General features: G+C 59.6%; 17 protein-coding genes and 1 tRNA gene. 10 read left to right on the top strand and 8 right to left on the bottom strand.

Features of this window, described 5'->3' with window-relative positions; genetic code table 11:
- Positions 1-31: 31 nt before the first annotated feature.
- Complete coding sequence (gltB, locus tag AB4Z52_RS00460; RefSeq protein WP_442215826.1) at positions 32-4,756, bottom strand: glutamate synthase large subunit; 4,725 nt, start codon at positions 4,754-4,756, stop codon at positions 32-34.
- Positions 4,757-5,280: 524 nt separating this feature from the next.
- Between gltB and AB4Z52_RS00455 the strand changes: the two genes are divergently transcribed.
- On the top strand, positions 5,281-6,330 hold the full coding sequence (locus AB4Z52_RS00455; RefSeq protein WP_442215824.1) for a threonine aldolase family protein: 1,050 nt from the start codon (positions 5,281-5,283) through the stop codon (positions 6,328-6,330).
- A 6-nt stretch (positions 6,331-6,336) separates the two neighbouring features.
- Here the strand turns inward: AB4Z52_RS00455 and AB4Z52_RS00450 are convergent, their stop codons facing one another.
- The gene (locus AB4Z52_RS00450) at positions 6,337-7,194 is read right to left on the bottom strand and encodes a LysR substrate-binding domain-containing protein (RefSeq protein ID WP_442215822.1); all 858 of its coding nucleotides are present in this window, start codon (positions 7,192-7,194) and stop codon (positions 6,337-6,339) included.
- Between the two features lie 91 nt (positions 7,195-7,285).
- Between AB4Z52_RS00450 and AB4Z52_RS00445 the strand changes: the two genes are divergently transcribed.
- Positions 7,286-8,317 carry a bile acid:sodium symporter family protein gene (locus AB4Z52_RS00445; RefSeq protein WP_442215820.1) on the top strand — a complete coding sequence of 344 codons (1,032 nt, stop codon included), beginning with the start codon at positions 7,286-7,288 and terminating at the stop codon, positions 8,315-8,317.
- Positions 8,318-8,393: 76 nt separating this feature from the next.
- Here AB4Z52_RS00445 and AB4Z52_RS00440 read toward each other — a convergent pair whose 3' ends face one another.
- On the bottom strand, positions 8,394-8,858 hold the full coding sequence (locus AB4Z52_RS00440; protein ID WP_442215818.1) for an Hsp20 family protein: 465 nt from the start codon (positions 8,856-8,858) through the stop codon (positions 8,394-8,396).
- Between the two features lie 400 nt (positions 8,859-9,258).
- On the opposite strand from AB4Z52_RS00440, the gene AB4Z52_RS00435 reads away from it, so the two are divergent.
- Entirely contained in the window at positions 9,259-10,233 is a 975-nt protein-coding gene (locus AB4Z52_RS00435; RefSeq protein ID WP_442215816.1) for an alpha/beta fold hydrolase, read from the top strand.
- A gap of 18 nt (positions 10,234-10,251) precedes the next feature.
- On the opposite strand, the gene hisN is transcribed toward AB4Z52_RS00435, so the two are convergent.
- Together hisN and AB4Z52_RS00425 are read right to left on the bottom strand one after the other, a co-directional pair.
- Positions 10,252-11,025, bottom strand: a complete 774-nt coding sequence (gene hisN, locus AB4Z52_RS00430) for a histidinol-phosphatase (RefSeq protein ID WP_442215814.1) — start codon at positions 11,023-11,025, stop codon at positions 10,252-10,254.
- A gap of 257 nt (positions 11,026-11,282) precedes the next feature.
- Complete coding sequence (locus AB4Z52_RS00425; RefSeq protein ID WP_442215812.1) at positions 11,283-12,182, bottom strand: N-formylglutamate amidohydrolase; 900 nt, start codon at positions 12,180-12,182, stop codon at positions 11,283-11,285.
- A 172-nt stretch (positions 12,183-12,354) separates the two neighbouring features.
- On the opposite strand from AB4Z52_RS00425, the gene cpdR1 reads away from it, so the two are divergent.
- From cpdR1 to AB4Z52_RS00395, 6 genes are all read left to right on the top strand, one after another.
- The gene (cpdR1, locus tag AB4Z52_RS00420; RefSeq protein ID WP_111162680.1) at positions 12,355-12,717 is read left to right on the top strand and encodes a response regulator CpdR1; all 363 of its coding nucleotides are present in this window, start codon (positions 12,355-12,357) and stop codon (positions 12,715-12,717) included.
- Between the two features lie 83 nt (positions 12,718-12,800).
- Positions 12,801-12,875: transfer RNA gene (locus AB4Z52_RS00415), tRNA-Val, on the top strand.
- A gap of 137 nt (positions 12,876-13,012) precedes the next feature.
- The gene (locus AB4Z52_RS00410; protein ID WP_442215809.1) at positions 13,013-13,255 is read left to right on the top strand and encodes a hypothetical protein; all 243 of its coding nucleotides are present in this window, start codon (positions 13,013-13,015) and stop codon (positions 13,253-13,255) included.
- A 127-nt stretch (positions 13,256-13,382) separates the two neighbouring features.
- A complete protein-coding gene (locus AB4Z52_RS00405) occupies positions 13,383-13,613 on the top strand; it encodes a hypothetical protein (RefSeq protein ID WP_442215807.1) in 231 nt (76 codons plus the stop codon).
- A 201-nt stretch (positions 13,614-13,814) separates the two neighbouring features.
- Positions 13,815-14,285 carry a hypothetical protein gene (locus AB4Z52_RS00400; RefSeq protein ID WP_442215806.1) on the top strand — a complete coding sequence of 157 codons (471 nt, stop codon included), beginning with the start codon at positions 13,815-13,817 and terminating at the stop codon, positions 14,283-14,285.
- Between the two features lie 188 nt (positions 14,286-14,473).
- Positions 14,474-15,331, top strand: a complete 858-nt coding sequence (locus tag AB4Z52_RS00395) for a transglutaminase-like domain-containing protein (RefSeq protein WP_442215804.1) — start codon at positions 14,474-14,476, stop codon at positions 15,329-15,331.
- Positions 15,332-15,340: 9 nt separating this feature from the next.
- Here AB4Z52_RS00395 and AB4Z52_RS00390 read toward each other — a convergent pair whose 3' ends face one another.
- Positions 15,341-15,589 carry a hypothetical protein gene (locus AB4Z52_RS00390; protein ID WP_442215802.1) on the bottom strand — a complete coding sequence of 83 codons (249 nt, stop codon included), beginning with the start codon at positions 15,587-15,589 and terminating at the stop codon, positions 15,341-15,343.
- 375 nt (positions 15,590-15,964) lie between these two features.
- On the opposite strand from AB4Z52_RS00390, the gene AB4Z52_RS00385 reads away from it, so the two are divergent.
- Positions 15,965-16,276, top strand: coding sequence for a hypothetical protein (locus tag AB4Z52_RS00385; protein ID WP_442215801.1), 312 nt, complete (start codon positions 15,965-15,967; stop codon positions 16,274-16,276).
- A 15-nt stretch (positions 16,277-16,291) separates the two neighbouring features.
- Here the strand turns inward: AB4Z52_RS00385 and AB4Z52_RS00380 are convergent, their stop codons facing one another.
- Both AB4Z52_RS00380 and AB4Z52_RS00375 read right to left on the bottom strand, forming a co-directional pair.
- Complete coding sequence (locus AB4Z52_RS00380; protein WP_442215799.1) at positions 16,292-16,537, bottom strand: hypothetical protein; 246 nt, start codon at positions 16,535-16,537, stop codon at positions 16,292-16,294.
- A gap of 311 nt (positions 16,538-16,848) precedes the next feature.
- Positions 16,849-17,199, bottom strand: a complete 351-nt coding sequence (locus tag AB4Z52_RS00375; RefSeq protein ID WP_442216621.1) for a winged helix-turn-helix domain-containing protein — start codon at positions 17,197-17,199, stop codon at positions 16,849-16,851.
- Positions 17,200-17,618 lie beyond the last annotated feature (419 nt).

The raw sequence follows: 17,618 nt of genomic DNA, 5'->3' as shown, positions 1-17,618 counted from the left end.
TCAACCGGCGGCATCATTGTCAGGAGCCAAACTACTCCGCCGCCACGCCCATCCGGCTGCGCTCCATTTCCTCCAGCGCACGACGGTACTCGACCGGCATGACCTTGCGGAATTTCGGGCGGTAGTCGGTCCAGGCATCGAGGATCGCCTTGGCGCGCGTCGAGCCTGTGTAGTGGAAATGGTTCGAGATCAGCTGGTAGAGCCGTTCCTCGTCGTGGCGCGTCATGTCGCCCGAGACATCGACGCGTCCCTTGTGCATGAGGTCGCCACCGTGATGGTGCAGCTTTTCCAGCATGTCGTCCTCTTCCGGAACCGGCTCGAGTTCGACCATGGCCATGTTGCAGCGCTTGGCGAAATCGCCGGTCTCGTCGAGCACGTAGGCAACGCCGCCGGACATGCCGGCTGCGAAGTTGCGTCCCGTCTCACCGAGCACGACGACGACGCCGCCGGTCATGTATTCGCAGCCGTGATCGCCGACACCTTCGACGACTGCGACTGCACCGGAGTTGCGCACAGCGAAGCGCTCGCCGGCAATGCCGCGGAAGTAGCATTCGCCCTCGGTCGCGCCATAAAGCACGGTGTTGCCGACGATGATGGACTCCTCGGCGAGGATGCGCGAGTTCTCCGGCGGACGGACGATGATCTTGCCGCCCGACAAGCCCTTGCCGACATAATCGTTGCCGTCGCCGATCAGCTTGAAGGTGACGCCGCGTGCAAGGAACGCGCCGAACGACTGGCCGGCGGTTCCTCTAAGCGTGACGCTGATCGTATCTTCCTTCAGTCCCTTGTGCCGGAAACGCTTGGCGACTTCGCCAGACAGCATCGCGCCTGCCGAACGGTCGACATTCTTGATGCCGACTTCCAAGGCGACCGGCGTCTTCGAGGTCAGCGCCGGCATTGCCTGTTCGATCAGCTTGCGGTCGAGGATGTCGTCGATCGGATGCTTCTGGCGCGCGGTCCAGAAGGTCGCTTCCTTCGGCGCCTCGACCTTGTGGAAGATGCGCGAAAAGTCGAGCCCGTTGGCCTTCCAGTGCGACAGCATCTCGTTCTTTTCGAGCAGTTCGGAAGCACCGATGATGTCATCGAGCTTCGACACGCCGAGGGAAGCGAGGATTTCGCGCACCTCTTCGGCAACGAAGAAGAAATAGTTGATGACATGCTCCGGCGCACCCTTGAAGCGCTTGCGCAGGACCGGATCCTGCGTCGCGACCCCGACCGGACAGGTGTTGAGATGGCATTTGCGCATCATGATGCATCCGGCCGCAACCAACGGCGCGGTGGCAAAGCCAAACTCGTCGGCGCCGAGCAATGCGCCGACAATGACGTCGCGCCCGGTCTTCAGTCCGCCGTCGACCTGCAGCGCAACGCGCGAACGCAGGCCATTGAGCACCAACGTCTGTTGGGTTTCGGCAAGGCCGATTTCCCATGGGCTGCCGGCATGCTTCAACGAGGTCAGCGGCGAAGCGCCGGTGCCGCCGTCGAAGCCGGCAATGGTGATATGATCGGCGCGCGCCTTGGCAACGCCGGCTGCAACCGTGCCGACGCCGACCTCCGAAACGAGCTTGACCGAGACATCGGCAACCGGGTTGACGTTCTTCAGATCGTAGATCAGCTGCGCCAAATCCTCGATCGAATAGATGTCGTGGTGCGGCGGCGGCGAGATCAGCCCGACACCCGGGGTCGAATGCCGGGTTTTTGCAACTGTCGCATCGACCTTGTGGCCGGGCAACTGGCCGCCCTCGCCGGGCTTTGCACCCTGCGCCACCTTGATCTGCAGCACGTCCGCATTGACCAGATATTCGGTGGTCACGCCGAAGCGGCCCGAGGCGATCTGCTTGATCGCGGAGCGTTCCGGATTGCTCGATCCATCGGGCAACGGCATGTAGCGGTCGGACTCTTCGCCACCCTCGCCGGTGTTCGACTTGCCGCCGATCCGGTTCATCGCGATCGCAAGTGTCGTATGCGCCTCGCGGCTGATCGAGCCGAAGGACATGGCGCCGGTCGAGAAACGCTTGACGATCTCGTTTGCCGGTTCGACCTCATCGACCGAGATCGGCTTGCGGCCGAGCGCTTCGGCAGGCTTGATCGTGAACAACCCACGGATCGTGTTCATCCGCAGTGAGGAATGGTTCACCATCGCCGAGAACTCGCGATAGCGATCCTCGGCATTGCCGCGAACGGCGTGCTGCAGCGAGGCAATCGCGTCCGGCGTCCAGGCATGGGCTTCGCCGCGCATGCGGTAGGCATACTCGCCGCCGATATCGAGCGTAGTCGCAAGGATCGGGTCCTTGCCGAAGGCTGCGTTGTGACGGGTGACGGTCTCCTTGGCGATGGCGTCGAGACCGACACCCTCGATCATGGTCGCCGTGCCGAAGAAGTACTTGTCGACCAGCTCGGACTGTAGCCCGATCGCATCGAAGATCTGCCCGCCGCAATAGGACTGGTAGGTCGATATCCCCATCTTCGACATCACCTTGAGGATGCCCTTGCCGACCGCCTTGATGTAGCGAGAGACGATTTCGTAGGCGTCGACCTCCTTGGGGAATTCCCCGCGGGCATGCATGTCGAGCAGCGTATCGAAGGCGAGATAGGGGTTGATAGCCTCGGCGCCGTAACCGGCCAGCAGGCAGAAATGATGGATCTCGCGTGGCTCGCCAGTTTCGACGACGAGACCGACTGATGTACGCAGCCCCTTGCGGATCAGGTGGTGATGCACGGCAGCGGTCGCGAGCAGCGCCGGAATGGCGATGCGGTCCGGCCCCATCTGCCGGTCCGATAGCACGATGATGTTATAGCCGCCCTTGACCGCCGCCTCCGCCCGCTCGCACAGACGATCGAGCATCTCGGGCATGCCTTCGGCCCCGCGCTCCACATCATAGGTGAAATCGAGCGTCTTGGTATCGAAACGATCTTCCGTATGGCCGATCGAACGGATCTTCTCCAGATCGCCATTGGTAAGGATCGGCTGACGGACCTCGAGCCGCTTGGCCTTGGCCGCACCTTCATGGTCGAGCAGGTTCGGCCGCGGACCGATGAACGAGACGAGGCTCATCACCAGCTCCTCGCGGATCGGATCGATCGGCGGGTTCGTCACCTGGGCGAAGTTCTGCTTGAAATAGGTATAGAGCAGCTTCGACTTGTCCGACATCGCCGAGATCGGCGTGTCCGTTCCCATGGAGCCGATCGCCTCCTGGCCCGTGGTCGCCATCGGCGACATCAGGATCTTGGTGTCTTCGAGCGTGTAGCCGAACGCTTGCTGGCGATCGAGCAGCGACACGTCGCGCCGCAGTGCCCGTGGCTCCACAGGCTTCAGCTCCTCGAGAATGAGTTGGGTGCGGTCGAGCCACTTGCGGTAGGGATGCTTGGTGGCAAGCTCCGACTTCACCTCGTCGTCGGAGACGATGCGGCCCTTCTCCATGTCGATCAAAAGCATCTTGCCCGGCTGCAGGCGCCACTTCTGGATAATGCTCTCCTCCGGCACTGGCAGAACGCCCGCTTCCGACGCCATGATGACACGGTCGTCGTTGGTAACGAGATAGCGGGCTGGGCGCAGGCCGTTGCGGTCGAGTGTCGCGCCGATCTGCTTGCCATCGGTGAAGGCGACCGCCGCAGGTCCGTCCCATGGCTCCATGAGAGCGGCGTGATATTCATAGAATGCCTTGCGGTCTGGCGCCATCGACTGGTTGCCGGCCCAGGCTTCCGGGATGAGCATCATGACGGCATGCGCCATGGAATAGCCGCCGCGCACGAGGAATTCGAGCGCGTTATCGAAGCACGCGGTGTCCGACTGGCCTTCATAGGAAATCGGCCAAAGCTTCGAAATGTCATCGCCGAAGAGCGGCGACGACACGGAAGCCTGACGCGCCGCCATCCAGTTGACGTTGCCGCGCAGCGTGTTGATTTCGCCGTTGTGAGCGACCATGCGGTAGGGATGCGCCAGCTTCCAGGACGGGAAGGTGTTGGTCGAGAACCGCTGATGCACGAGGCAGACGGCGGATTCAAAGCGCGGGTCGGACAGGTCCTTGTAATAGGCGCCGACCTGGTAGGCCAGGAACATGCCCTTGTAGACAATGGTCTTGCTGGACAGCGAGACCGGATAGAAGCCGCTCTCCTCACCCTCATATTCCGCATAGATGCGGTTGGAGATCACCTTGCGCAGCGTGAACAGGCGGCGTTCGAATTCGTCATGGCCGGCAGCATCCCGGCCGACGCCGATGAAGACCTGGACGTGACGCGGCTCGGTGGCGGCGATATCGTGCGCCTTCGACAGCGAAGAGTTGTCGACCGGCACGTCGCGGAAGCCGAGAAAGACCTGGCCCTCTTGCGCGATCACATCCTGGACCGTCTTCTTGAAGTGTTCGATCAGCGCTTCGTCCTGCGGCAGGAAGAAATGACCGACGCCATATTCTCCGGCTGGCGGCAGCACGATGCCTTGCGTCGCCAATTCCTCGCGGAAGAAGCGGTCGGGAATCTGCACAAGGATGCCGGCGCCATCGCCCATGAGCGGATCGGCACCGACGGCGCCGCGATGCGTCAGGTTCTCAAGGATGAACAGCCCGTCGCGGACGATCTGATGGGACTTCTGGCCCTTCATATGCGCGACGAAGCCGACGCCGCAGGCGTCATGTTCGTTGCGCGGATCGTAGAGGCCCTGTTTGCGCGGAAGACCTGACGCGAATTTGGACGTCGTGACCGTGGCGTCGGCACTTGCCGCGCCGGCCTGACCAAACAGCATGGATGGCGTCTTGTTCGTCATCGTCTTCCCTCCAATGGATCCCGCGTCGCGGGCGACCTCGTCCCGCGTCTGCCCGATTTCCGGTTCGACGCGCGACAGCGCTGTTGCATTTTAAAGATCCGGCCGCAGACCGTTGCTCTCAAGCGGAGCAAGTCAGTCAGCATTCCGCGCCTGCCGTGGTCTCCACCGCATTACCCCTGGGGCATGCTCTGGAAAACTATAACGTGAAATCCCGGCATCGCTAGGATTTTTGGCGCCTCTTCGGCCTCAAAGACCAAAATAGGACAGCAACACTGTCCTAATTCATCAGTTCTATGCCAGAAAGCGTGCGGTTAAGCAAGAGCGTCAAACGAAAATTTCGACGGAAGATTGCCGCAGCCTCCGACTTCGCGAAAGAAAATTTCCTTTAGAACTATAATTTTGTAGCTTGCTTGCGTAATGCCTGATTGAGGCGGCGTGCGACCAGCAACGAGGTTGATCGTCTTTGCCTTTTCCGTACTGTCTCGCCGACCCCGAAATCAACTCATTTGTGCGCGGTATATCCCATGTTCTTTGCTTCCGACAACTGGGCCGGTGCCCATTCGAAAATCGCTGAACGCTTGCTGAAAGAGTCCGGTGGTTTCGCCGCGGCCTACGGCACGAGCGACCTCGACCAGAAGGTCGAAGCGCGGTTCTCGGAGATCTTCGGGCGCGACGTCTCGGTCTTTTTCGTCGCCACCGGCACTGCGGCCAACTCGCTTGCGCTCGCAAGCGTCCAGCGGCCGGGCGGCATCACCTTTTGCCACTCCGAAGCACATGTCATCGAGGACGAATGCGGCGCGCCGGAGTTTTTCAGCGGCTCCGCTCGTCTGGCACCCGTCGAAGGCGCCGGCGGCAAGATTGGTGCGGAGGCGCTCGCTGCCAAAGTTGCTCGCTTTCCGCAGGATGCCGTCCACCACGGCCGAGCCACCGCGGTGACGATCACCCAGGCGACCGAGATCGGCACCATCTATTCGCTTGGCGAAATCGATGCCCTGGCTGCAGTCTGCAAGGAGAACGCGCTTGCGCTGCACATGGATGGCGCCCGCTTTGCCAACGCCCTTGTCGCCCTCGACGTTACGCCTGCCGAAATGACCTGGAAGCGTGGCGTCGACATTCTTTCCTTCGGCGGCACGAAGAACGGTTGCTGGTGCGCCGAGGCCATCGTGTTCTTCGATCCCGACAAGGCGAAGGAAATGCACTTCACGCGCAAGCGCGCCGCCCAGCTGTTCTCGAAATCCCGCTTCATCGCCGCGCAGTTCGACGGCTATTTCGAAAACGACCTCTGGCTCGATCTCGCCCGTCATTCCAACAGAATGGCCGACCGCCTGCGTGCCGGCATCGAAAGTGCTGCCAGTGCCAAGCTCGCCTGGCCAACCGCATCCAACGAAGCCTTTGCCGTCATCGAAAAACCGGCGATCGAGAAGGCGCGAGACAAGGGCGCAAAATTCTACGACTGGCCGATCCCGGAAAACAATGCCATCCTCGTCGGCGAAAACGAGGGCCTCATCCGCCTTGTGACCAGCTTTGCAACGACCGATGCCGATGTTGAGGGGTTTTTGGCATGTCTGGGGTGACGTGGTTCAGCCAGACCGTAAATTCCTGACCTTGGCAAGAATGTCCTCGGAAAGCGTGTTGACCAACAGCGGATCGGCGCCCTTGCGTGGCACGAGCACGAATTCCACGTCTTCGAGCACCGGCAGCCAGCCCGGTTCGATTTCGGTAAGGCCGGAGGGCGCCATGCTGCGGGGCTGGACGAGGACGCCCATTCCGGCGCGGGCGGCAGCGGTCAGCCCGCTCAGGCTGCCGCAGGTGCAGACGATCCGCCATGGCACCTGCTGTCGGCGAAGCGCCTCCAGGGCGACCGCCCGCGTAACGCTCGGCGCGGGGAAAGCGATGAGGGGTAGCGGTGCGCTCGACGCTCGGATACGTTCTGGATCGCGCGCCAGCCAGATGAGCGGTTCGCGATAGACCAACCGGCCTCTGACATCGCCGAGCCGCCGTTTTGCAAGAACGAGATCGAGCTCGCCATTGTCCTGCATTTCGTAAAGCGCACCGCTGAGCGCCACGGTCAGTTCCAGGTCCACGGAGGGGTGGGATCGGACGAATTCCTCGAGTACATAAGGCAGCTGGCTGGTAACGAAATCCTCCGAGACGCCGAGCCTGAGGCTGCCGCGCAGACTGTTGTCAGCAAAAAGCGACTGCACCTCCCCTTGGATGGACAGCATCATTCGCGCGTGGCCAAGCAGTGCCTCGCCATCGCCCGTCAGAACGACACGGTGGGTATCACGCGCCAGAAGCCTGCGCCCGAGCGCGGATTCGAGACGCTGGATATGCTGGCTGACGGTCGATTGGCCGAGGCCTAGACGTTCCGCCGCGAGCGTAAAGCTTCCCAACTGTTCGACGGCAACGAAACTCTGCAATTGCGTGAGATCAAGCATTTATCATCTCATTTCATGATAACTGTTATTCCTTGCATCGTGGATCACGATGAGGCAATCAACAAGAACAATTTTATGACGGGGATCTCCCATGCGCCGTTTTCTGCCTGACACCTTTACCATCCTGCTTGTCCTAACCGTGATCGCGGCATCCCTGTTTCCCGTCCACGGCGCCGCGGCCGGCTATTTCGGCATTGCCACCAACATCGCGATCGGGCTGCTATTTTTCCTTCATGGCGCTCGCCTTTCGCCCGAAGTGGTCATCGCGGGCGCGTTGCATTGGCGGCTGCATCTGGCGATCCTGCTTACCACCTTCGGGCTGTTTCCGTTGCTTGGGCTCGCCATGGGCGTCCTCGTGCCGACCCTGCTGCCGCCGGCGCTCTATACCGGCATCCTGTTTCTGAGCGTACTGCCTTCGACCGTGCAGTCGTCAATCGCCTTCACCTCGATTGCTGGCGGCAACGTTCCAGCTGCGATCTGCTCGGCGTCGGCCTCTAATATCTTCGGGATGTTCCTGACCCCGCTTCTGGTTGGCGTGTTGTTTTCCGTCGGCGGCCATAGCGGCGGCTTTTCCTGGACGGTGCTGGAACAGATCATGCTGCAGCTCCTTGCGCCCTTTATCGCGGGCCAATTGCTGCAGCCCTGGATTGGCGCCTGGATCCGCGCCAAGAAGAAGATCCTGATGCCGGTCGATCGCGGCTCGATCCTGATGGTCGTCTATGCGGCCTTCAGCGCTTCGGTGGTCGAGGGCCTGTGGCACACCTTCTCGATCGCCGACATCGCAGTCGTCATCATCGCCGACATGGTCCTGTTGGCGCTGGTCCTTTGCATCACCATGTTCGGCAGCCGCTGGCTGGGTTTTTCCCGCGAAGACGAAATCACCATCACCTTTTGCGGCTCGAAGAAGAGCCTTGCGAGCGGCGTTCCGATGGCAAGCGTCATTTTCGCCGGACAGGGCATCGGCGCAATCGTCCTGCCGCTGATGTTGTTCCACCAGGTCCAGCTCATGGCCTGTGCTGTCATTGCGCAGAAATATGCCGATGCCGCCCATAGGGCGACGGCCAGCAACGCTGCCGAAGCGGAGCGCCTCCAGGAAGAGGCCGAAGCTGCAAGCCCGACCTGAGAGGCAGAGCTGCTGACGTGAAAAAGGCGACGCTCATTTGAGCGCCGCCTTTTCCGGTCATCAGTCCTGGGAGGGATTAGTTGACGTGGGCTTCGATTGACTTCGGTGCATCGACTGGCTCAGCGGCGATGGCAATCTTGCGAGGCTTCAAGGCCTCGGGAGTATTGCGCAAAAGGTCAATGTGCAGCAGGCCGTTCTTCAGCGATGCAGCCTGAACCTCGACGTGATCGGCAAGCTGGAAGCGCCGCTCGAAAGCGCGCTTTGCGATGCCGCGATAGAGGAATTCGCCAGCCTCGGCAGGCTCTTCGCTCTTCTCACCCTTGACCGTCAGGACATGGGCGTGCGCTTCAAGGCTGAGTTCCTTCTCATCAAAGCCGGCAACAGCCATGGTGATGCGATAGGTGGTCTCACCCGTGCGCTCGATGTTGTAGGGCGGATAGGTCTGGGCCTGATCCGGCTGGGCCAGGCTGTCGAGCATGGTGAAGAGGCGGTCAAAACCGACGGTGGAGCGGTAAAGGGGGGAAAAGTCAACGTGACGCATGATGTCCTCCTGTGAGCGACGATTGCGGTTATCTGCCCCGAAAGCCCCATTCTGGCGGCCTTGGGACGGTTCAGCGGACCCTTTCGGCGTCCGCAAAATGAAGATGGGAATGGCCATTGGCGAGTTCAAGACCCCGCCCATCACAGCGGAAAAACCAACTGAACGGCGGATGAACGGTCGGTTCGGCATGCATTCAGGCTGCAAATCCTATCGATAGTGACATCGGATGGATGACTGTCCGTCGACTGGAGTGTATCGTCCCTTCTTCTTCAGTCGTCACTCGGCCGGCCCTGCGGATCCCTCAATCAACCCCGCATCGCCGGCCTTTTTTCTTTTGATTTCCATCCCCCATGCGCTAATTCGATCTGGCGAAGAATTGCCGCAACGAGGCCAGACCGATATGGATTCGATCCTCTTCTCGACGCCTGACAATCCGGTTCCCGACAACAGGACCGAGGGCTATTTCGAGACCCATGACGGGCACAAGCTGCGCTACGCCGTCTTCCGCTGCAAACAACAGGTCGCCAAGGGCACGGTCGTCATCCTGCAGGGGCGAAACGAGTTCATCGAGAAATATTTCGAGACTGTCCGCGACCTTACCGCCAAGGGGCTGTGGGTCGCCACGTTCGACCTGCGCGGCCAGGGCGGCTCGGCGCGCATGCACAGGGACAAGAGCCGGGGTCATGTCCGTCGTTTTTCCGACTACGAGCGGGACCTGACGAGCTTTCTCGACCAGATCGTGCTTCCCGATACCCGCCTGCCCTTCTATCTCCTCGGACATTCCACCGGCGGTCTTATTGCGCTTTCGGCAGCGCCGAGGCTTGCCAGCCGCATCGAGCGCATGGTGTTGTCAGCGCCCTTCGTCGGCCTTACCGGGCACGAAGCGTCGCCGCGCGTCATCCGCCTCCTGGCGGGCACTGCCTGCGCTGTCGGGCTCGGCGCGATGCAGCTGACGAAAAAATTCAAGACGCTGCCGTTCGAGCAGAACCCGCTGACCTCGGACGAAAACCGCTATCGGCGCAACACCGAGATTGCAGCCATCTATCCCGAGCTTTTTCTTGGCCCGCCGACCGCACGCTGGCTATCGGAAGCCTTCAAGACGATCAGGCGCGTTTCCGAGCCCGAGCATCTCTTCTCGATCGCCATCCCGACAATCCTGATCGCGCCCACCCGCGACGGCGTCGTGCCCTATCGCAATCAGGAGCGGATTTCGCGCTATTTCCGCGCCGCCCAACTCGTCCCAATTCCAGGTGGCAAGCACGAAATTCTTCAGGAAAAGGATGTCTACCGCGCGGCGGCGCTGGCCGCCATCCACGCTTTCATTCCCGGCAGCGATGCGGAAGCGAGCAACGAAGTGGTGGGCGTCGGAATATGAGGCGGCAGCGCCTTAAGCTCAGCGCGATAGCACCGCCATTGCCTGCTCGTGCACGGCGCGGCTGCCAGCGGCGATAATCGAACCGCCCGGCTCGGGCCGGCCGCCGTCCCAGGTAGTGATGATCCCTCCGGCCTGTTCGATGACAGGGATGATGGCGCCGACATCATAGGGCTTCAACACGTTCTCGATCACCAGGTCCACATGGCCTGCGGCCAGCAGCGCATAGGCATAGCAATCGGTGCCATAGCGGAAAAGGCGCACCTGGCTTTCGATTTCGCGGTATTTCGCCATCTCGTCGCCGACGAACAAATGCGGTGAGGTGGTGAACATGATCGCATTGGCAAGCATGCCGCAATCTCGCACCTTCAACTGTTTCTCGCCGCCCGGTCCGGTATAGGTCGATGTCTTGCCGTCGGCGAAGTAACGCTCTCCGGTAAACGGCTGGTCGACCAGCCCCATGACGGCGCGGCCCTTCGTCTGAAGACCTATCAGGGTTCCCCAGACGGGGACGCCCGATATGAACGCCCTGGTGCCGTCGATCGGGTCGATGACCCAGACATGCTCGCGGTCGAGGCCGACATTACCGAATTCCTCGCCGAGAATGCCGTGATCGGGAAATTCTTGCTCGATCAGCGCCCGGATCGCCGCCTCGGCGGCTCGGTCGCCCTCGGTTACAGGATCGAAGCCGCCGGCCTCCTTATTGACGACGTCAAGGCTGGAACGGAAGCGTGGAAGGGTCTCCGCCTTTGCTGCGTCGGCAAGGCGGAAGAAGAACGAACGGTCAGGAAGCATAGTCGATCCGATCAAAGGTGGCACGGCGCTGTCATAGCCTAAAACATCGGAAATGCAAAACAAATGAGGTAAAATGTGACAATTGCTGTTAAATTAGGCAACGTAACAACATGCTTGACATTTGTGCAGCGCAATATTAAGTTCCGAACCACAGTCTCTGACTGTAAATGCCCTCCTTGGGTGTTTCCTCCCTAGACTTAACCGCCTTCGGGCGGTTCTTTTTTGGGTGAACGACATTTCGGTGAGGAGTGGCCAGCCTATTCGGCAGCAAGTGCCGTATCGCCGGCGAATTTTTCCACATAATCGGCCATCTGCCGCATGAACGCGGTGACGGCGCCGGCAACCAGACCGAAATCCGGACGCTTCTGTAAGGTTGCCTCGTCGACATAGAGCGAACGGTTGATCTCGATCTGCAGCGCGTGCAACCCGCGCGCCGGCCGACCATAATGCTCGGTAATGAAGCCGCCGGCATAGGGTTTGTTGCGAACCGCAGCAAATCCCATTTCCTCGAGAATATGCATGGCAAAGCGCGACAGATCGGTTGAGGCGCTTGTTCCGTAGCGATCGCCGATGATGAAATCCGGGCGGACATTGCTGCCGCTGACGCGGATATTGCCCGGCATCGAGTGACAGTCGATCAGCACGCCGAAACCGAATTTCACATGGGTCCGGGCAATCAGCCCGCGAAGGGCCGCATGATAGGGCTTGTAGATCTCGTCGATCCGCTTCAGGGCATCCTCGACCGGAACCCGGCGTGCGTAAATCTCCATGTTCTCGGCGACGATGCGCGGAATAGTCCCCAGACCGCCAGCCACGCGAATCGAATTGATATTGGCATAGGCCGGCAAGGCACCGTCGAACATGCGCGGATCGAGCTCGTAAGGCTCGCGATTGACGTCAATATAGGCGCGCGGAAAATTAGCAAAAAGAAGCGGCGCACCAAGCTCGGCCGCCGCGGAAAAAAGCTCATCGACATAGTGGTCTTCGGACCGGCGGATGGCAGCGCCTTCGAGCCTGGATTGGGCAATGAAATCAGGAGGGTAAATACGACCGCTATGAGGTGAGCTATAGACAAAGGGAATGGTCTGCGAAAGGGGCTCCAATATCTCGAAAATTTCGAAAGTGCGCATTTCCCCCGGCATCTCGGTCTTTACCATGTCAACAACTTATCACAGTCGGCATGTTGCCAGTTGCGCACCGCCAAGTCCATACTAACGTTCAACCGAATTGCTGGCCGTCGATACCCAGATTCACCGCTTGTTTAAGGGCGACGCCTAACGTGAACGGCTAAATAAGCCGCGAGAGAAAACATTGATTGACGGTCCCGTTATGACTCAGAAAATTCTTCTTGCCGAAGACGACAACGATATGCGTCGCTTCCTGGTAAAAGCCCTCGAAAAGGCTGGCTACAAGGTGTCGTCCTTCGACAATGGCGCCAGCGCCTACGACCGGCTGCGCGAAGAACCGTTCTCTTTGCTGTTGACCGATATCGTCATGCCGGAAATGGACGGGATCGAATTGGCGCGCCGCGCCACCGAACTCGACCCCGACCTGAAGGTAATGTTCATCACTGGTTTTGCCGCCGTCGCGCTCAATCCTGATTCGAAAGCGCCGAAGGATGCGAAGGTCCTCTCCAAGCCGTTTCACCTGCGTGAGCTGGTCGACGAGGTCAATAAACTCCTTGCCGCATAAGGCCTGAAAGCTGCGCTTTCACAAAACCGAAATTAGCCTATTGACGGCGTAAAGGTTTTTTGATCTATGCGCCGCCATCGGATGGGCGTGTAGCTCAGCGGGAGAGCACTACGTTGACATCGTAGGGGTCACAGGTTCAATCCCTGTCACGCCCACCATCCTTTTCAAGGGCTTAGCGAGAAATCGCCAAGCCCTTTTTGATTCCGGCCTCGATGCGCTAGATTTAGTCTCCAATGCGGAAAGCAGTGCTTTCAACTGCCGGCCTGCTGCGTTGGCCGGCTAGGGGAGAAAACCGATGCCCGGATATCGCAAATTGATTGTGTTGGAGGCGTTCGACCGCAACGAAAAAGGCGAGCTCGTTTCCGCGATCGAGCCAAGACATTTGCAGACGGAAGCGGCTGCAATCTACCAGGCCCAGATGCTCATCAACGATCACGAAGGCGTCGTCGCCTGGAGCAGGGAAGGACAACCCGGCATCGGCGAGGAAGGTCCGACGATTATTCTTTTCCAATTCGGCGATATCCCGGAATTCGAGTGAGAGCCCGTTGATATCCGGCGAGGATCAACCTCCTTGGGCGCGGCCAGTGACAAACGATCGCCGCAAGCACACTTGACACTTCGAAACGGGCTGTCACGCTACGGTAACAATCGGACGGGAGGACGAGATGGCTATTGCGAAGCGGCAGTTCTACAAAAACAAGAAACCCCAGGGCGACGAATACTGGTTCTACCTCGCCAAGGACACGGAAACCGGCGAGGTTTTCGTCATTCGCGAATTCGACTATCTCGTCGATGGCGGCAGCGAAAAGAAGATGACGCTTTACGAATTCCTGGCCGGCGGCGGCAACCGCCAAAACGCCCTGTTGGAGTTGATCGGGACGCTCGTTCCGGACTGAACTTCAGCGGAGCAAACGGCGTTTCAACCCTGGCGTTCCGCAAATTCGCCAAACTTCAAGGAAATATGCGTTTCTGAGCACTCCGGTCTTTCGCGGTGTGCTGGGGCGGACACGCTGCGGCTGTCCGCTCTTGGTTTTCTCCTGACGCATTGACGGCGGGGATATGATCGACAACCTTGCGGCCAAACTAGGAGCCAGACCATGCGATTCGCAACCTTAAGCCTTGCAATAGGCCTTTCCGTTCTAGCATCGAGCGCGATGTCGCAGAATTTTCCGGGCGCCCCCGGCGTTGCCCTCCTCAATGGAAAATGCGCCAAGCTTGTTGTCGGAAAACTCGACGATTCGAAGAATTGCACAGGCCAACTGGCAAGCGTGACGACAGCCGAGGGCGCCGTCACCTTTATATTCACTGCCAACGGCAAGATGCTCGGCTTTGAGGGCGACGGAACGGCTATCAAGCCCGCGTCGAATGGAAACGCCCGCATGCCGATCGCCATCGTTTCCTCCGGCGTCGGCTCGAAGATGACCGGCGAGGTCAAGGCCGCCGGCTTCTGCACCTTCGGCAATCCTTATGCCGGCAAGCCGACGGTGGTCGAATGCACCGCTGAGACCAAGGCCTCCTCCTTCACCGGCAGTTTCCGCACCAACGGCAAGCCGCCGCAGTCGAAATAATCGCGCGATCTCGATTAGCCGCCGAAACATCGTGCATGTTCGCAGCATGGTGTTACTGTGCATGTGCAGCATGCCCGTTTCTGCGTTCGCAGTGAATTCTGCGGCGGGAAGGCAGCCATGCTTGGAGGCCCCCTGGATGATCGCCGCGCCCGATCATTCGGCAGCCAATGGCGCCGAGGAACGACTGGATGCTCATTCGCTATGGCTACGACATAACCGTAACATGCACGCAGCCAACGCCGATGGTATGTCTCCTCGAAATTCGCGATGACCGCGACGCGGATATACGTTCCCCTGAGCAGGTCGTCACAAACCCACCGGTCCAGACCACAACCTATAGTGATCTCTTCGGAAACACCTGCCGACGTTTCGTGGCCCCTGCGGGTGACTTTTCCATCTGGGGAGATGGCACCGTCGCCGACAGCGGCCTTGTCGATCCAGTCGATTGGAACGCGGGAGAAACCCCCATTGCCGAACTGCCGGACGATTGCCTCGTTTATCTACTCGGCAGCCGCTATTGCGAGACAGACAGGCTGAGCCAGATCGCATGGGACATGTTCGGCAAGCTCGAGCCCGGCTGGGGCCGCGTGCAGGCAATCTGCAATTTCGCCAACCAGCACATCACCTTCGGCTACCAGAACGCGCGCTCGACGCGCACCGCATTCGAGGCTTACGAGGAGCGCATCGGCGTCTGCCGCGACTATGCGCATCTTGCCATCGCGCTGATCCGTTGCATGAATATCCCGGCGCGCTATGTGAACGGCTATCTCGGCGACATCGGCGTTCCGATCCTCGACCCCATGGACTTCAGCGCCTGGATCGAGGTTTATATCGGCGGCCGTTGGATGACCTTCGATCCGCGCAACAACATCCCTCGGATAGGCCGGATCGTCGTTGCCCGCGGTCGCGATGCGGCCGACGTTCCGCTCATCCATTCATTTGGTCCGCATGTGCTCAAATCGTTCCGCGTCTGGACCTATGACGTCACTGATATGCCGAGCCCCGCCGCATTTCCTGATGAACGGCCAGCCGGTTACCGCGATTAGCGGCAGCGATCAGCAATCGTCGCCGTCGAGCACGTAGACCATGCCGATGATACTGCCGTCGCGCTCATGAACGAGCGTCGGCATATAAACCGGACCGCAATCCGGCACAGACGTGTCCAGCGACGCGGACATGTCGGCCCGGGCCATCTGTTGAGGCGCATAGTTTATGCTGCCTTCGAGCGCCGCCATTACGGGAACCGCCGCAGCGCACAAGAGCGCGGCTGCCGCCAAACCTCTCATTATCATTCGCTTTGGCATGTTGACCTCCAGCAGTAAAAACCGCTGCCTATTAATGTATTGGGCGCCCTTTGGTTCCACGTTTCAAGTAGTGAATCTGAGATTTATCGAAGTAGCCTTTCGACCCTCCTACCCGTTTGTTGGAATTGAAATACACACAGGTTAGCCATAGGGATTAGCTCCTGGCTGTGCCGAATAAACCCAACCGGGAGAACCGAAATATACTTTAAATATCGCCTCGACCCTGGAGATCGAGACTCAGAGCGACCGATAGTTTTTGCCGCCGAATAGGCCGGGATTGCTTGTGGTTTCGAACGTATATCCCGGTATCACTTGACGAAGTTCTGCGCGATGCTACCTCGCAATGACGACTGCAATCTGTGCAAGGGGATATCCATGCCAATACTTGTCTACATCGTCCATTTCTTCGGCGGCATCTTCCTTGCAAATGGCATTCCGCACTTCGTCAGCGGCGTCTGCGGCAAACCATTTCGCACGCCCTTCGTCCGCGCTCACGGGGGCACTGTCAGCTCGCCGGCCCTGAATGTCGTCTGGGGCTGGATGAACCTCCTCGTTGCATATCTGCTCTTCATCGATGTCGGGCCGCGTTATCTCGGCTCGCTGCCCGACACGATCGCAAGTGCTGCCGGCGTTCTGCTGGCCGGCCTGTTTCTCGCAAGGATATTTTCGGGCGAGCGCTTGGCGTGATATCGGCGTCGGGCACTATCTGCCGCTGCGTCGGGCCTTGGTCTTGGCGTCCACGTCGCCAGGCGCTTTCTTGGACAGATCGCTGCCGGTGACATGAGCAGGCACATGTATGTCCTCATACACCGTTGGCGGCAGCGTCAGCTCGACATTGTGCGGCGGCATCACCTGTATCGGCCTCGTGGCGTTCGGACGCGCCCGCATTTGCCGGCCCGCGGGTTTGGCCGGTTTCTGTTCCACATGCTTGGTAGGAGGTGGCGTCATGACGATCTCCTCGGTCAAGTAGGGCGATGAACGGCACAGCCCTCACCGAACCGCAACGCATCCGGTTTCCGATTGGTTCCACAAAATCGGAGCTCCAACAGCCTGGATGCCGCTGTCTTCTCTATTTGGCGTGGTGAGGGGTAATTGAACCACTTCGATCACATGGAAGGTTGTCGTTTCAGAACGAGGGGCATGCATGAAAACTCACTCTTCGGCATGGCCGCGAGATAGGACTCCTGCCGCTCAGTCTTCGTAGGTAATACCACTACTGCGACACAATGCATGTTGCCGACTGTCGATATCCGGCTCCCTTAGTCATCGGCCCAACGCGGTCCCGTAGAAAACGGGGACGACTTGGCGGCCGCTGGGAGCAAATCCAAGACGTAGCCAGCGGCGTGGACAGTCCTGATGTCGTCCCGACCGATTCCGTTCTTCAAAGCCTTTCGCAAGCGACCGATGTGAACATCAACGGTACGCGGTGTGACTTGGCCAGTTCGCGGCCAGGCCGATGCGATTAATTCGGAGCGGCTGCAAAGTTGTCCTGATCTCTTGATGAGGTAGCATAAAATCTTCAGCTCGATGGGCGGCAGAGCTACGTCTCGTCCCTCATAGCGAACGTGACGGCTGTCGATGTCAATTTCAAGCCCAGCCCAAACCGACATTTCAGCCATCATCGACACACGCGTTTCCACCTTCATTGCCCCGACCTGCCGGACGGACATCAGTAGTCTCTCCGGTGAGAGAGGCCTTACGATGCAGTCGTCGACACCAGCTTGCAGCAAGGCTAGATGAAGTGCCTGCGCGCCGGCTCGCAATAGGGCAATCAGGCGAATCTCTTTGCCCCACGACGATCGCCCGATCTGGCGGCACAAAGAAACGACGTCCAGAGCTTCGTGACTGCAGTCGAGAACTATCGCTGATGGGGAGCCATTCGTGCAACACGTCAGGACGTCATTGGCGCTGCAAGCCAAAGATGTTGCGAAGCCTTCCACCTTCAGAATATAGCTGAAAACTGAGAAGAGTTCTGCATCCGTCGTCCAGACAAGGACGGTGTTACCACCGGCTGCCTCCGCATCGTCGG

The organism is Rhizobium sp. 2YAF20, assembly GCF_052114685.1.
Taxonomy (GTDB): Bacteria; Pseudomonadota; Alphaproteobacteria; order Rhizobiales; family Rhizobiaceae; genus Rhizobium.
Note: the sequence above shows the minus strand (reverse complement) of the source record. Positions and strands in the feature narration are given on the sequence as shown.

Bases quoted from the DNA above. Each gene is read 5' to 3' on its own strand.
- gltB (WP_442215826.1), bottom strand. From the start codon at position 4,756: ATGACGAACAAGACGCCATCCATGCTGTTTGGTCAGGCCGGCGCGGCA.
- AB4Z52_RS00455 (WP_442215824.1), top strand. From the start codon at position 5,281: ATGTTCTTTGCTTCCGACAACTGGGCCGGTGCCCATTCGAAAATCGCT.
- AB4Z52_RS00450 (WP_442215822.1), bottom strand. From the start codon at position 7,194: ATGCTTGATCTCACGCAATTGCAGAGTTTCGTTGCCGTCGAACAGTTG.
- AB4Z52_RS00445 (WP_442215820.1), top strand. From the start codon at position 7,286: ATGCGCCGTTTTCTGCCTGACACCTTTACCATCCTGCTTGTCCTAACC.
- AB4Z52_RS00440 (WP_442215818.1), bottom strand. From the start codon at position 8,858: ATGCGTCACGTTGACTTTTCCCCCCTTTACCGCTCCACCGTCGGTTTT.
- AB4Z52_RS00435 (WP_442215816.1), top strand. From the start codon at position 9,259: ATGGATTCGATCCTCTTCTCGACGCCTGACAATCCGGTTCCCGACAAC.
- hisN (WP_442215814.1), bottom strand. From the start codon at position 11,025: ATGCTTCCTGACCGTTCGTTCTTCTTCCGCCTTGCCGACGCAGCAAAG.
- AB4Z52_RS00425 (WP_442215812.1), bottom strand. From the start codon at position 12,182: ATGGTAAAGACCGAGATGCCGGGGGAAATGCGCACTTTCGAAATTTTC.
- cpdR1 (WP_111162680.1), top strand. From the start codon at position 12,355: ATGACTCAGAAAATTCTTCTTGCCGAAGACGACAACGATATGCGTCGC.
- AB4Z52_RS00410 (WP_442215809.1), top strand. From the start codon at position 13,013: ATGCCCGGATATCGCAAATTGATTGTGTTGGAGGCGTTCGACCGCAAC.
- AB4Z52_RS00405 (WP_442215807.1), top strand. From the start codon at position 13,383: ATGGCTATTGCGAAGCGGCAGTTCTACAAAAACAAGAAACCCCAGGGC.
- AB4Z52_RS00400 (WP_442215806.1), top strand. From the start codon at position 13,815: ATGCGATTCGCAACCTTAAGCCTTGCAATAGGCCTTTCCGTTCTAGCA.
- AB4Z52_RS00395 (WP_442215804.1), top strand. From the start codon at position 14,474: ATGCTCATTCGCTATGGCTACGACATAACCGTAACATGCACGCAGCCA.
- AB4Z52_RS00390 (WP_442215802.1), bottom strand. From the start codon at position 15,589: ATGCCAAAGCGAATGATAATGAGAGGTTTGGCGGCAGCCGCGCTCTTG.
- AB4Z52_RS00385 (WP_442215801.1), top strand. From the start codon at position 15,965: ATGCCAATACTTGTCTACATCGTCCATTTCTTCGGCGGCATCTTCCTT.
- AB4Z52_RS00380 (WP_442215799.1), bottom strand. From the start codon at position 16,537: ATGACGCCACCTCCTACCAAGCATGTGGAACAGAAACCGGCCAAACCC.
- AB4Z52_RS00375 (WP_442216621.1), bottom strand. From the start codon at position 17,199: ATGTCGGTTTGGGCTGGGCTTGAAATTGACATCGACAGCCGTCACGTT.